This window comes from Pedobacter sp. AC163, assembly GCF_979258665.1.
The window spans coordinates 1,465,284-1,478,299 of the sequence record NZ_OZ409872.1 but is presented as its reverse complement, the minus strand read 5'-3'; the positions used below and the strand labels follow the sequence as shown (position 1 = coordinate 1,478,299).

At 39.6% G+C, this 13,016-nt stretch carries 14 protein-coding genes and 1 tRNA gene; 6 read left to right on the top strand and 9 right to left on the bottom strand.

The features are described 5' to 3' along the window. Positions 1–21: 21 nt before the first annotated feature. Entirely contained in the window at positions 22–1,179 is a 1,158-nt protein-coding gene (locus tag ACZZZK_RS06145) for an alpha/beta hydrolase-fold protein (RefSeq protein ID WP_463483381.1), read from the bottom strand. A 414-nt stretch (positions 1,180–1,593) separates the two neighbouring features. On the opposite strand from ACZZZK_RS06145, the gene ACZZZK_RS06140 reads away from it, so the two are divergent. Further along, entirely contained in the window at positions 1,594–1,863 is a 270-nt protein-coding gene (locus tag ACZZZK_RS06140; RefSeq protein ID WP_463483380.1) for a DUF3072 domain-containing protein, read from the top strand. A gap of 137 nt (positions 1,864–2,000) precedes the next feature. On the opposite strand, the gene ACZZZK_RS06135 is transcribed toward ACZZZK_RS06140, so the two are convergent. Together ACZZZK_RS06135 and ACZZZK_RS06130 are read right to left on the bottom strand one after the other, a co-directional pair. Further along, the gene (locus ACZZZK_RS06135) at positions 2,001–2,612 is read right to left on the bottom strand and encodes a GIN domain-containing protein (protein ID WP_463483379.1); all 612 of its coding nucleotides are present in this window, start codon (positions 2,610–2,612) and stop codon (positions 2,001–2,003) included. A 512-nt stretch (positions 2,613–3,124) separates the two neighbouring features. Beyond that, the gene (locus ACZZZK_RS06130) at positions 3,125–4,282 is read right to left on the bottom strand and encodes a pepsin/retropepsin-like aspartic protease family protein (RefSeq protein ID WP_463483378.1); all 1,158 of its coding nucleotides are present in this window, start codon (positions 4,280–4,282) and stop codon (positions 3,125–3,127) included. Positions 4,283–4,503: 221 nt separating this feature from the next. Between ACZZZK_RS06130 and ACZZZK_RS06125 the strand changes: the two genes are divergently transcribed. From ACZZZK_RS06125 to ACZZZK_RS06110, 4 genes are all read left to right on the top strand, one after another. After that, on the top strand, positions 4,504–4,809 hold the full coding sequence (locus ACZZZK_RS06125; RefSeq protein ID WP_463483377.1) for a DUF3817 domain-containing protein: 306 nt from the start codon (positions 4,504–4,506) through the stop codon (positions 4,807–4,809). 80 nt (positions 4,810–4,889) lie between these two features. Further along, a tRNA-Leu gene (locus tag ACZZZK_RS06120) sits at positions 4,890–4,969 on the top strand. 414 nt (positions 4,970–5,383) lie between these two features. Beyond that, positions 5,384–6,757, top strand: a complete 1,374-nt coding sequence (locus ACZZZK_RS06115; protein WP_463483376.1) for a PAS domain-containing protein — start codon at positions 5,384–5,386, stop codon at positions 6,755–6,757. Between the two features lie 280 nt (positions 6,758–7,037). Then, positions 7,038–7,448: a TolC family protein gene (locus ACZZZK_RS06110; protein ID WP_463486280.1), complete on the top strand. Its 411-nt coding sequence runs from the start codon at positions 7,038–7,040 to the stop codon at positions 7,446–7,448. A gap of 372 nt (positions 7,449–7,820) precedes the next feature. Here ACZZZK_RS06110 and ACZZZK_RS06105 read toward each other — a convergent pair whose 3' ends face one another. Beyond that, positions 7,821–8,939: a cation:proton antiporter gene (locus ACZZZK_RS06105; RefSeq protein ID WP_463483375.1), complete on the bottom strand. Its 1,119-nt coding sequence runs from the start codon at positions 8,937–8,939 to the stop codon at positions 7,821–7,823. A gap of 130 nt (positions 8,940–9,069) precedes the next feature. On the opposite strand from ACZZZK_RS06105, the gene ACZZZK_RS06100 reads away from it, so the two are divergent. Further along, complete coding sequence (locus ACZZZK_RS06100; RefSeq protein ID WP_463483374.1) at positions 9,070–9,303, top strand: hypothetical protein; 234 nt, start codon at positions 9,070–9,072, stop codon at positions 9,301–9,303. Positions 9,304–9,488: 185 nt separating this feature from the next. Here the strand turns inward: ACZZZK_RS06100 and ACZZZK_RS06095 are convergent, their stop codons facing one another. The 5 genes from ACZZZK_RS06095 to ACZZZK_RS06075 all read right to left on the bottom strand — a co-directional run bounded on the left by ACZZZK_RS06095 (position 9,489) and on the right by ACZZZK_RS06075 (position 12,757). Beyond that, positions 9,489–10,718 (bottom strand): cation:proton antiporter, encoded by a 1,230-nt coding sequence (locus tag ACZZZK_RS06095; RefSeq protein WP_463483373.1) that lies wholly within the window; start codon positions 10,716–10,718, stop codon positions 9,489–9,491. Between the two features lie 59 nt (positions 10,719–10,777). After that, positions 10,778–11,407 (bottom strand): mechanosensitive ion channel family protein, encoded by a 630-nt coding sequence (locus tag ACZZZK_RS06090; RefSeq protein WP_463483372.1) that lies wholly within the window; start codon positions 11,405–11,407, stop codon positions 10,778–10,780. Continuing rightward, positions 11,404–11,595 (bottom strand): hypothetical protein, encoded by a 192-nt coding sequence (locus ACZZZK_RS06085; RefSeq protein WP_463483371.1) that lies wholly within the window; start codon positions 11,593–11,595, stop codon positions 11,404–11,406. The genes ACZZZK_RS06090 and ACZZZK_RS06085 overlap by 4 nt, the downstream gene beginning before the upstream one ends. 74 nt (positions 11,596–11,669) lie before the next feature. Then, positions 11,670–12,242 (bottom strand): hypothetical protein, encoded by a 573-nt coding sequence (locus ACZZZK_RS06080; RefSeq protein WP_463483370.1) that lies wholly within the window; start codon positions 12,240–12,242, stop codon positions 11,670–11,672. A 128-nt stretch (positions 12,243–12,370) separates the two neighbouring features. Next, positions 12,371–12,757, bottom strand: coding sequence for a LytR/AlgR family response regulator transcription factor (locus tag ACZZZK_RS06075; RefSeq protein ID WP_463483369.1), 387 nt, complete (start codon positions 12,755–12,757; stop codon positions 12,371–12,373). Positions 12,758–13,016: the final 259 nt, after the last annotated feature.

Genomic DNA, 13,016 nt, shown 5'->3' with positions numbered 1-13,016 from the left:
CGTTCCTGGAGATGTTTTTTGTTATTTAAACAGCTGCGGTACAAAAAGAACGAGGTAATCTCTCCAGTTTGCCCAGGTATGCCCACCTTCACTTTCGACATAAGTATATTTCATCTGATTACTATCTAGTTTATTGCGGTAATCGGAAACGGTTTTGTAAAGGAAATCTGTTTTACCAATCCCTATCCAATATAGTTTTAAGCCATTGCTAAACTGGTTTTTTAAGGTGGCATCTATATTTTCGTATACCGGAGAATTGGTTTTTCCGAAGGGCATAATAGCGGGAGAGAATAGCCCGACATAATCGAATGTTTTGGGATAAAACCTGGAGATATGTAAGGAATGGAAGCCACCCATAGAAAGACCAGCAATGGCTCTTTGCGATTTATTGGCATTTACCCGATAATTGCTTTCTATGAATTTAATGATATCGCCAAAGGTTTCTTCCATTTTTCCATCCATCGTATGTGGAAGTTGCATGGTGGGTTTATAAAGTCCTTTTACATCTTCACCTGGCGCTGCCTGTTGTGCCACATTGCCATTCGGCATTACCACAATCATTGGTTTGGCGGTTCCTTTGACAATCAGGTTATCCAAAATCTGAGCCGTACGTCCGAGTGCTGCCCAGGCCTCCTCATCGCCACCCATGCCGTGAAGCAAGTACAAAACAGGGTATTTTTGTTTTCCACTTTCGTAGCCAGGTGGAGTGTAAACCGTTAATCTTCTGTTCATATTGTTTCCTGGCGAGTTATACCATCGTTTAGCCAGGGTGCCGTGGGGAACATCAGTCACTGCATAATGATCTGCTTTTCCATTGCCCACTAAAAACACATTTACTACCGAAGCTACATCTCTGATCTGGTACACATTGCTCGGATCTCTGGTTTTTACACCATCTAACACGAATGAATAACTATATAATTCCGATTTTAATGGAGCAGTGGTGTAAGTCCAGATGCCGTCGCCTTGTTTTTGCATTTGTGCATTTCCAGTTTGATTAAGCATATCGCCTTGCAGTTCTACTTTATTTGCCTGTGGTGCGTACAATCGGAAAGTTACACTTTTATCAGTATGAATTTCTGGTGAGACAAGTTCCTTCTGTTTGCCAAAATTTAAGTTTTCCTGGGCAGATAATCTAAAAGAAGCGATGAGTAAAAAGGCGAGGATGAAATTTTTCATTGGAAGATTTATATAGCAGCATCAAGGTAATATTATAAGCTCAAATAAGAAAATATTGCATTGAGAATGTTACCGATTTTGTTAACAGAAGATTTTTTTCTGTAGCCATAAAAGACTATTTCAGTAATGAAAGCAGAAGCTGAAATTTGTAAGAAAAAGATCCCATGAAGCTCGCTTACATTTTCACTGTCTTAATACTTTTAACTTTATTCTCAGCTTGTTCGCAAAGAACATGTCCGGCATTTCAAAGCAAATTTAGTCCAAGGGGCGGCCGGGGAACCGGATACTAAGCGGATACTTCAGGCGCCTGATTTTATTTGTTAGTTGTATATCAGTATTCCGATTCGTTATCGGAATAAACAAAACATTGCCTCTTGTTTTAGTGTTGAAATTGAACATTAAAACAATCATGTCATGAATACTAACGAAGAAAAACAAACTCCTCAGAATGAAAATTCTGCCAATGATCAACACAATGGTTTAACAGGCTCCAATACAGTGAAAAATCCTGATGACTGGACAACAGGAGATGAGCCGATGACTGGTGCACAGCAGTCGTATCTAAAAACCCTGTCTGATGAAGCTGGTGAATCTTTTGATGAAACTTTGTCTAAGTCAGAAGCATCAAAAAGGATCGATGAACTGCAACACAAAACAGGTAGAGGATTGGAATCTAATCAATAGGATCCGATTGTTGTCATGATCATGATGCGGTTACATCCGATTTTCAACTAGTTTACCTAAGTTATATTTTAAAAGAAATGCCCCATGAAGTATTTACTTCATGGGGCATTTTTTTAGGTGTTATTAGGATTCTTTGATTACTTGGCTAATGCAAGTGCATTTTGTTCTGCTTCCATCATTGCTTTTGAATGGTAGGTAGCTGATTTTAGAGTAGCAAAATCTTTAGTGCTTACATTTTTCATGTTGCTTGCAATTAAGGTGCTTTCCTCTGCTTTTCCGTTTAGTTTTAATACCGCATCTTCATTCACTACGGTGTACAAGCTGGCTGCGGTAGTTTTAATTTTTGCTGTTGCACTTTGGTGCAAAAATAACTGTAGGTTTTTAACATCGAAATTGTTGCTGGTTACCACGATAGATTGTCCGTAAGCTTCAATTCTTTCCAAATCCTGCATGGTGATATTGATGGTTACGAGGTTATGCTCCATCGAATTGATAAATAAGGTTTTTCCATCACTGTTCACTGAAGTTTTGCTGGCGTCGAAATTTTCGGCACCTGAAATGTGCTGAGTTTTTCCTTTTGTTAAAACCAGTTTAACGTTGCCGCTAACCCAAATTCTGTTAAAGCCTGGAGTTACGGTAGCTGTAGTTTCTTTAATTACTGGTTCTGAAGCAGCGCTGCTCATTGCTGAAGAGGTAAATACTACTGCTGTTAATGCTACTGCGAATAATGCTTTTGTTAAATTTTTCATGACTTTATATTTTAAGTTTCTTAATGTTTTCTGATAATAAGACGTGGTCACCCAGGAAACGTTTCAGTTGAAAATGGGCTTTTATACCAGCCAAAGAAAGCATCAGACCAACGCCTGTAATTTGTCGACGAAAAAGTGTTGGTATGGGCCTTTAGTTTTAGAATATGATCGGCGTAATGAGGCTTTCTCCTTTAATAGATATAATTGTTTGTTAAAAAGAGATTTTCGAGCGGGTTCTTCTGGCTTATGAGTTTTCAGTTTTCAGTTTAACATTTTTATCTATGCCTTAAAATGCCTTTATCCTGCCTTTGTCATGCCTTCATCCTGCCTTAGGGATGCAATAGGGATGCTATGGTTGTAGGTAATCTTAGCTGGTAAGGAAGCTTGTGAAAAAAGCGGCAAGCAGGTAGGGAAAACGTGGTCAGCGGGTTGCCGTTCGGCAGCGATACGTCTTTTAAAAACAAGAACCGGAAGGAAGAACGAGATGATTTGTGGGGGCTAGGTTAGAAGAACTAGCTTTTGTTCTGATCAGCATAGTTCATGCCGTACAATTGATTAGGCATTAAGTAAATTAGATCCTTTTGCAAATCAATATAAGTATTGAAACGTTTCAAGATATCAGAACCCAGGATGTGAATATTTATCCCAGGCATGGGTTTAGCTGATCCTAAAAGTTGCGCAGGTATGTTTTCAAGAACAGATTTTCCAAGTTTAAGCTTTTGAAGTTTCGCCGTAATCACAGGAATTTCATTGTTTTGGGTTCCACGCATCATTACCTTTTTAATTACTTCCATCTTTTCCGTTGGAAATTTATCTGTTTTGAGCAAGTTGTTATCCAACATGGCTGTTCGCTGATAACCCGTATCAAAGAGAAACCAGTTTTTATAAGCTTGCTTATCGTGAAAGATGAATCCTTCGATAAAAGGTTTGTTGTTGATGTATTTGATCTTAAATCTGGAGGTTTTGGGATTATTGATGATGTTATTCGGCATTTTAGAATGAATAACCATCAGCTTTTTATCATAATTGAGTTCCACCACCATTCCGTCGAAAATGTCCCAGCCCAATAAGCCATCAGCCTCATGACCCACAACCTGCGTATCATAAACTTTGCTTTGATAAGTTCGGTTTCCCAGTTTTATGTCCAATAGGCGAGAATATAATTCAGGATTGGACTTTGCTTTTTTTGTAAGTGCATCGGTAGTTAATGACATCTCCGTTGCTCCAGTATCGAAATTCATTTGAAGCGAATCCTGGTGGTTGAAGAAAACAGCAATCAGATTGGTATTGTATTGATTAAGGCGGAAAGGAATGGAGTCATGCAATTCTGGCTTCAGATTGCTAAAATTTTTGATTGCAGGAGATTTAATCCTTGTTAAGCAAGAGTCTTTACCGTTCAGCAATACGATGAAATCTATTTGCTCGCCAGGCTTAACCCACAAGGTAACGGAATCTATATCGGTTTTGAAAGTAACTTTCTTTCGTTTGGTAATCTTATTAGTGGTATAAATATCGGGAGAGGTTTTAGGATCTATTCCCCATGATGAAACTGAATTACCCTCTTCATAAATTTTGGCAGACTTGCTTCCAGCTTTAATTACCGGAATTTTAGTTTGCGCTTGTACATACAAAGACAAAGCACATAATAGTATAGTGATGAGCGCTTTCATTTAAAATAGTTCAGCCCTAAAGATGAAAATAATTATTGAAATGTTTTCTTTATGTTGATTGATTTCACCAATAATACATTGGGCTGAAAGTAAAAATTGATTTCCATCTATTTGGCAGAGGTGAGGGGATAGTGTTCTATTGCAACATCAAAGTGTAAAATCATTTTTTACTTTTTGTTTGTGCATTCCTTTGGGTTACTTTCGACTCAAAATCAGATTTTATGAGTTCACTATCCATTTTCCGAAAGGTGGCAGTAGCAGAGGGAATTTCCTATTTGCTTTTGCTTTTCGTTGCGATGCCACTAAAGTATTTTGCCGATTTGCCACTATATGTTAAATATACGGGCTGGGCTCATGGTTTGTTGTTTGTACTGTATGCTGCTACATTGGTTCTTGCCTGGCAGGAACAAAAATGGAAATTTGGTAAAGCGCTACTTATTTTTGTAGCTTCATTGTTGCCTTTTGCACCGTTTATTGTAGATAGGAAGCTAAAAGATGAAAGGCCGGAGAATGCAAGTGCCCGATAATAAATGCATTACAAATTATTTTAAATTATTTTTTGCATTTTAACTTTCGTTCTCTACATTTGCAACCCCGTCCAACACATGCCCAGCTGGCGGAATTGGTAGACGCGCTGGTCTCAAACACCTGTGGGAAACCGTGCCGGTTCGACTCCGGCGCTGGGTACTAACCGGGCTCAAGCCCAAAACCTTAAAGGGTTGCTCATTAACAAGCAACCCTTTTTGCTTGACTTTCAAGATGTTATCATTGAATGTTGGGTCGATAAAAGCGGTTCTAAACATATCGTCACCCCAGAACAGGTTATCTTTGCCCCCCCCCGCATTAGAATATGCTTCTGTGTGATATTACCTTTATGATAAATTTTATTGAGGTTTGGTAGACTTCGGTCAATAGGTTCATCTTTGTTTGGGATTTTATTTATAGTTCGTTAATGATCCAATGGAATAAAAGTGTAAATAAAAGTTTTTTAAAAGCAATCATATTCATGGAAAAATACACTAGATTTATTTTCAGTAATGAATAAATTTCGCACTCTCCGATTGAAATTAAATAATATTCGTTTAGTGATCCGATAATTGAATGAAAATACATGAACAAAGGCTGGGTTATGATGAGGCCGCAAGATTAGCCACGTTAAACCGATATAGAATCACCTGCAGCCCTTCTGAACATAACCTTGAATATTTTGCAGAACTCGCTTGTGAAACATTTGAAATGCCAGTTTGCGCAATTACTTTAATAGATCATGAAAAGATATATATTAAAGCCACATTCGGTACGGTTTGTAAAAGATTAGTGCCTAGAACCAAGGGTTTGCTTGGCGAACTATTGAAGCCTGATGAAGTAACTATTATTGAGGATGATCAACATACTGCAGCGTTTTCAGCAATCTTCGGGGAAAGCATAGATTACTGTGCTGGCCTACCCATTGTTACAGAAGATGGCTACAATATCGGCTCGCTGTGGTTGATGAGTAACCAATCATCTGGTTCATATTTGAAACGGGAGTCGCTGTTGGTCAAATTTGTAAAAGATTTGACCGATCGCATGAACCTATGGATTGCTGTATCCGAAGATGCACAGACACGTTTGCAAAATGTCAAGCTGATATCAGAAAATGAAAAAGTAATTGAAAAAATGTCCAATCTGATGGATTATCAGGAGGCAGTGACCAATGCAAATAGTGTACTGGAAAACGTACTGGATAGTTTTGAGATGATCTTTCAGCAAGCACCTGTAGCTATGGGCATCTGTTCAGGGGCAGAAAAAAGGATCTGGCAGTCAAACCATAGGATTAAGGATTACTTCGGGAAAGTAAACCTATCGGGAAAATATCTTGATGAACTCATCACGAGCGTAAATAATGAAGATTTCGGGACTTTGCTAAAAAGAGTTTATTTATCACGCGAATCTTATCATGTTGAGGAAGCAAGTGTGCTGATAAACTTTCAGGATGGGCCAAAGTATATCTATGCAAACCTCTCCCTGCAGCCTGTTGGCAGGATGGGTGATGAGCCTGATAACATTATTTTTCTTCTCGATGATGTCACTAGCCAGATTTTCTCAAAAAAAATAAGCGAACAGGCCAACGAAGTGCTGCTCAATGCTATTGAAGATACTGGCCTGGGATATACAATTGTTGAATTTGCCTCTGGGCAGATGGAGGCCAATGTGCAGATGAAAAAAAACTATGGTTACGGCGAATTTGAGCCGTTCAGCTATAAGGATCTTTTTGAAGCAATATTGCCCGAATTCCGGGAAAAGATCAAGCGTGCTGTTGACGAAGCTGTTTCCCTACATGGAATTTATCAGGCCCAATATCAGGTTAGATGGCGAGATGGTTCCATCCATTGGTTAAAGGCGTATGGGAAACCGATGTATGATGCAAATGGTCTGGCTTCTCATATCATCGGGTTTAATAAAATAATCGCAGGTGATAAATTAGATCAATAATATGGAAATGCTTTCGTGACCGCAGTTAAGGAAGGTATGACAGTTCATGCCTATGCGCCCTACTATTTCCTATCATTAATTCATCGCCTCAGGATTTGCTGCTATTCTTAAAAATGAAGATCTTACCAGTACGAGACGGAATATCGAAACTAACATCAGATATTGGGTACGGTAATAATGAATAATACTCTCGGCATCATAGGCAAGTAATTAGAATGATTCAACAACTTGCGTTATTGATCACAGGCATCCTTCGTAGATCCCTTCTCACCAATAAACAATCCTTAAGTTTCAATTCTGTTACTCACTGGCTGCAGGTTTTTTAGGCGGCTTAACGGCTCCGATTTTAAATCGGGCAAGTTTGAAAAATGCCAATCTGGTTGCTAATGCTACTCAGCTAACGGCATTTTACCAGTATCAGCAAAGCTTAATTAATGGATACCAGGAAGTAACCATGCAGCTTTCTGCACTGGAGAATTATAAACAGGCATATGATTATAAAACGACGGAAGTCGCAGAATTAAAGAATGCGGTTTCCACGGCAAATGATCTATACCTGGCAGGTTATGCCAGTTTTCTAGAAGTTATTGTTGCGCAAGGCAGTGTGTTAAATGCTGAAATGGAGCAGGTAGACCTTAAACAGGCTTCTTATGCTGCCTTGATCGGCTTATACCGGTCATTGGGTGGATAAGGGTGGCTAAAAAAAGCAAGTCGCGGGTTTTTGCCTTTTCATCAAATGATTACTTAAAGAAGCTGGTCGCTCTTTTTTGATCATATGCCTGAATGATTTCAAAAGCAAACCGCGGCTTGCTCCTGTATGGAGATGGTTGTTAAAATACCCTCGCAAATCTTTTGGTTGAGGTTTTATAGCAGAGTATCTGAACTAGTCAGATGATGTTGTTATTCAGACGAGCAATCAAACTTTTCATCAGTTTCGTCGATGTACGGAAACTGCAGTCTTAAATTCAATAATAAACGGTAAAATTTAAATTAGATATTATATAACTGATCTTATAATCTAATCATCAGTAATATCATTAGGACTTTAATATTAAACCATGGCTTACGACAGATCGTGATCATCAATTAGAATTACTTCTTTTCCCCAGGTCATGATCTTCACTGCATGTTTTTCAAACCTGACTTTAAAACGCATTAGTGAAACCGGTAGGTAAACCGAGACCCATCTGGCGAATAGTACGATCGCTATACTGATTATTCCGATGTAGAATACTGTCGGATCGATCTTGATGATGAGCATTTCTACACCAATAAATAAAAACAGTACAGCGTTGAGGATTTCATCAACCATCTCCCAGAATTTGCCCAGATAGTCTCTGGTCAGGTCGGACATGCCCTCTCTTCTGGATTTATTTCCTGTAAAAATTCCCGCAATAACCATAGCCAGTGGACCTGATACATGAAGTCTGCCCGCTAAAAAGTATCCGCCGGAAACAATAGCAAGTGTTATTAATACTTCCACCTTGTAGTCATCAATACTTCTTAAGGCCCAGTATCCGATATAACCCAGCAGGAGACCGAAAAAAATGCCGCCCAGCGCTTCGACCAGGAACAATTTACCGATGGATATAATTGAAAAGTCGCCACTGGTTGAGCGGGCAATTTCAGCCAAGCTTACAAACACCACTACCGCAACCCCGTCATTGAATAATGATTCTCCGGAAATTTTAAGCTCCAGGCTTGGCGGAATATTTGCTTTTTTAAGGATGCCAAGCACCGCGATCGGATCGGTAGGGGAAATAAGCGCTCCGAAAAGCAGGCAATGAATCAGCGGGATTGGCATGTTAAACCAGCCAAACAACAGCCAAACCAAAACCCCAACTACAAAAGTTGATATCAGTATTCCCACAGTAGCTAATACCAGTACCGGCAAGCGTTCGGCTCTCAATTTGCTTGCATCAATATGGATCGCCCCGGCAAAGAGTAGAAAGCTTAGCATAAAATTCATCAGTACATCCTGAAAATCCAGGGATGTTGCTAATGAGATTGCTTTTTCTGATAGCAATGATTTTGAATTTCCAATCGTCACCAATAAAATTGAGGAGATGAGTGAGAGTGCCATGATGCCAATGGTGGGTGGCCATTTAATAAAGCGATGGTTAATATATGCAAATATGGCGGCTAGTACAATCGTGATGGCTATGATCTCCTGGGTATTCATTCTAGATTAGTAATTTGATTTTCTTAATTCCATACCACTTCTGCTTAAATGGTCTTTTTCGAGAACGTGATGATTGAATAGCCCGAATATAGTCAATTAAAGCCTTTTGCTAATTTGAATTTGAATTGTGATGTTAATTCAGACTTACTTTATTTCCCGTACCAGGAGCGAAAATCATCCCGAAGGAGAAATTTATGATGATGAGAAACGCTTGAGGATTATTATGAGGGTAAAAAGTGTTGAGGAAATCTTCACTGAATGCGCTTATCCCATCTGCGATTATGGTAAGCAGGACCGATTGGTCAACATGGAATTTAACCATATCATGCTACAGCTTTGTGCGCAAACGAATACCCGCTTTTGAAAAGATGCTTGATGCCGTAAATCGCTCACCAAGGTGTCTAGCTGCGTAAAAGCTGAACCTAAGAGAAAAAATAATCTTGCACGTTAATGAGCACTTAAAACATTTTTTAGCCGCTGTATTACCATTATTCATTTTTATTTTAAGAAAAAAGAGCATATGAAATGGTATTTAAATCGGAAATGATTCTATTTATCCCGGTTACTGCTGAGTTTTCCCATTACAGGGGTTGCACTCATGCCATGGAGCACAATAGAAATCAGAATGGTGAAGGCTGCGATTGCCCAGAGCTCTTCCTGTTGGTCGAATTTGACTTCACCAAATGCAAACGCCAGATAATATATAGATCCCATTCCTCTGATGCCGAAAAAACTAATGGCGAGCTTTTCTTTTAAGGGGGTTGGATTTCCTAACAGGGACAAATAGGCGGTGACAGGGCGTACCAGCATCACAAATGCAAGCGAGACCATCGCCATTTTAAAGGTCAATGGAGCCAGTATACCACCTACCAGTGCCCCTCCAAAAAAAATCAGGAGCACAGCAAGTAACATCCTTTCCATCTGATCGGTAAAAGAGTGAAGCTGCCGATGATAATCATGAGTTTTTTCATAATGCCGCAAAGTTAACCCGGCGATAAAGACCGCAATGAAGCCATACGCATGAAGTGATTCAGCCGTTGCGTAGGTAACAAGCGTAAGCGAAATGGCCAAAAACCCATCAGAAGGTTTTAATAAGCGGTATTTTTCAGATATGGAGAAAACCAGGTAGCCCACCAGTTTGCCACAAAGCCAGCCAACAATCAGTCCTGCGGCAATCTTGTAAACAAGGTAAAACCAGCCCCAGTGCCATATTGAAGACGTAGTGATGCCTTCAGATGCAACAACAATCGCTAGCCAGGTAAATGGGAATGCCAGTCCGTCGTTGAGTCCCGCTTCTGAAGTGAGTGCAAACCGGGGTTCGGACTTTCCACGCTCGTTTGGCGGTCCAACCTGTACATCAGCGGCTAGAACCGGATCTGTTGGCGCCAATACTGCAGCTAGTAGCAATGCAGCTGCAACACTCATCCCTAAAACAAAAATGCCAAGCAATGCCGATATCACGATCGATAAGACCATAGCAATTAAGATCAGCCGGAGTGGAGTGGACCATTTCCTGAAAGAAAAACTTCGATCGATCTTAATTCCAGTACCCATCAGCGAAATGATGACAATAAGCTCGGTGAGGTGAACCACCAGCGCATTGTCTTTTTGCGGCAAGGGCGAGGGGAGGATTTTCGGCCATATCAGGTATAACAGTGCTCCTATTGCAACATAAACGATAGAGTAGGACATCCTCACTTTGCGGGCAAGGCTGGGGATAAACGCCATACCTATGCTTGCAAGTCCGGCAATCAGCATCAGTAAAAGATATTGGCTCATTTTCGTTTAATTAACTGATAGATAAAAAATGGCGACTGAAGACACCCGTCGAATCAAGATCATGACTTCGATTCATTTCTATGTTTTTCTTGCATCTCGCTTAATGACATACCTCCCTTGATTCCGAAGTCAAGTGTTCGGCTAGGGAATGGAATCATAATATTATGTTCATCATATACCTTTTTGATTCTGAGGATACATTGACTTTGCACTTCAAGAATATTAACATTATCATGCACATTTATCCAAAGCCGGATCACATAGTTAATCGAACTGTCACCAAAACCGGTATAAAACATGATCACTTCCTCTTCTTCAACCAGTCCTTCTATATCTTTTACTGCCTGGATGGTTAGTGATTTAACGCTTTCCAGGTCTTCACCATAAGAGATTCCAACATTCAGATCTAAGCGCCTTTTACCCAATAACGTATAGTTTTCGATAGGGTTTTGAAAAACATCTTTGTTGGGGATGATGACCATTTGTCCCTGATAGGTCTTGATGACGGTATCACGAAGGTTAATTTCTTCCACTTTCCCCATGTAATCCTTTATTTTGACAATATCTCCAACATACAAGGGTTTCCTCACCGAAAGAAATATGCCGGAAATAAAGTTAGAGGCAATATCCTGAAAGGCAAACGCCAGTGCCAGACCAATGATTCCCGCTCCGGCAAGAATAGAGGTCACTGCTTTATCTTTCGAAAAAGATAGAGCACAAGGCCCACAACGATCAGCGAAATCCAGGCATATTGACCAGCGTAGGAAATGGTCAGTGCTGCAACATACAGACAGGAAGAGCTGATGTCGTTGCCGCATATTGCTGTTGCCTGTAGCTCATTTAATTTAAATGATGGTTTGTGTAGTGATTTATCCATTTGTTTCGGGTTGGGGATTTTTGATAGAAATTGCCTTATTACTTATTAGCCTTGAAATGTACATGATCAATGAATTAATCGACAGTGTAGGCTGGCATGTGATAGCTGATTGACAATGTCCCAAGGCGTTTATTCAGGCCTAATATAGGCGTTGTAAGCACCAGCGACCTGCCTCGCTGTGAATAAATCCTGGTACTGTCACTTCGTAAGAAAGTGCTGTTGTAAAAAATTGAATAAGGTTTTCCTTCTTCCTTTTTATCAGTAGAGAGGAAAATCATGTTGCGTTGATCGACAATAGAGATTTCCTCAAAGTTTTTTTCTCTCACCATCTGATTCATATAAACACTGATGGCCTGCCGGTTCCCTGAGATCATTTTATCCCGAATGGCCCAGGCGAGTGGTTTAGCTAACAATATAAGTTGTGCTTTTAAATTCGCATCCATTTGCACCGAAACTTTTCTTCTCAAAAGCCTATTGGTCCTATCATTTTCAGATTGCATACTCCTGTTTTCTACGGCTTTCCATATCCAAAGACCGGAAATAAGGGCAAGGAAAATCAGGATCGTAATAAGAAAGGTCTTTCGGTAAACCACCGGCGTACCCAATTGGGTTGATTGCTGACTATCTATTGGTTTAGTGTTACGCATCGTTTGATGTTTGTATGTGTATAAGGCCAAGACGTTTCCGGATTATTTGAATCCAATTTATAGCAGAGGGGAATACCAGAAAATAATCGGTCTCTTTTTAAGCCTAAGGTTGTATGAAGACAAACAAGTTAGCAGTTTGTTCTGGTCATTTTAGATTCTAATTCATTAACTGTTTTTACGAATTTTTGAAAGCTGACTGGTTTGACCAGATATCGGTCAGCGTTTACCGAGAAAGCATCGAGTGCATGTTCGGGATGCCCAGTCACAAATACAATAAAGCGGACATCATCCCTCAGAATTCTGGCGATATCAAGCCCGGAAATTTCCATGTTAATATCGAGAAATAAAAAGTCTACCCCTTGATTATTTTTAATTGCTCGAACAGCCGCTGTCGGATCTAAAAAGCTTTCAAGAAGGGATAGTTTGGGTACTGCCTGAAGATATTCTTTTAAGAGCTCGGTGCCATTGTCATCATCATCAATGATTACACATTTATATTGGGATGCTGATTTCATTTTGAGGTAAGTATATTTATTTTTATTTTGTTTAATATTTTTTTGATCTAAGTGATTTGGCTTTCTGCTGGTTAATATGATTGTAATCGATTATTCAAATCAAAAAGAAAAAGGGCCAGAAATATGCTCCGGCCCAATTCCAGACAACAATGTTTTGATAGGAGGCTAATTCCATTGTGGATCCTTCTATTAATTAAATTGATCAGCTAGCTTTTTTTGGATTGTAAATACATCTTATCTACGCTTTTTGTAAAATAGC

Excerpts from the sequence above, each read along its gene's own strand:
- ACZZZK_RS06125 (WP_463483377.1), top strand. The coding sequence starts at position 4,504 with ATGAGTTCACTATCCATTTTCCGAAAGGTGGCAGTAGCAGAGGGAATT.
- ACZZZK_RS06135 (WP_463483379.1), bottom strand. The coding sequence starts at position 2,612 with ATGAAAAATTTAACAAAAGCATTATTCGCAGTAGCATTAACAGCAGTA.
- ACZZZK_RS06105 (WP_463483375.1), bottom strand. The coding sequence starts at position 8,939 with ATGAATACCCAGGAGATCATAGCCATCACGATTGTACTAGCCGCCATA.
- ACZZZK_RS06130 (WP_463483378.1), bottom strand. The coding sequence starts at position 4,282 with ATGAAAGCGCTCATCACTATACTATTATGTGCTTTGTCTTTGTATGTA.
- ACZZZK_RS06100 (WP_463483374.1), top strand. The coding sequence starts at position 9,070 with ATGTTAATTCAGACTTACTTTATTTCCCGTACCAGGAGCGAAAATCAT.
- ACZZZK_RS06075 (WP_463483369.1), bottom strand. The coding sequence starts at position 12,757 with ATGAAATCAGCATCCCAATATAAATGTGTAATCATTGATGATGATGAC.
- ACZZZK_RS06140 (WP_463483380.1), top strand. The coding sequence starts at position 1,594 with ATGAATACTAACGAAGAAAAACAAACTCCTCAGAATGAAAATTCTGCC.
- ACZZZK_RS06080 (WP_463483370.1), bottom strand. The coding sequence starts at position 12,242 with ATGCGTAACACTAAACCAATAGATAGTCAGCAATCAACCCAATTGGGT.
- ACZZZK_RS06085 (WP_463483371.1), bottom strand. The coding sequence starts at position 11,595 with ATGGATAAATCACTACACAAACCATCATTTAAATTAAATGAGCTACAG.
- ACZZZK_RS06115 (WP_463483376.1), top strand. The coding sequence starts at position 5,384 with ATGAAAATACATGAACAAAGGCTGGGTTATGATGAGGCCGCAAGATTA.
- ACZZZK_RS06145 (WP_463483381.1), bottom strand. The coding sequence starts at position 1,179 with ATGAAAAATTTCATCCTCGCCTTTTTACTCATCGCTTCTTTTAGATTA.
- ACZZZK_RS06095 (WP_463483373.1), bottom strand. The coding sequence starts at position 10,718 with ATGAGCCAATATCTTTTACTGATGCTGATTGCCGGACTTGCAAGCATA.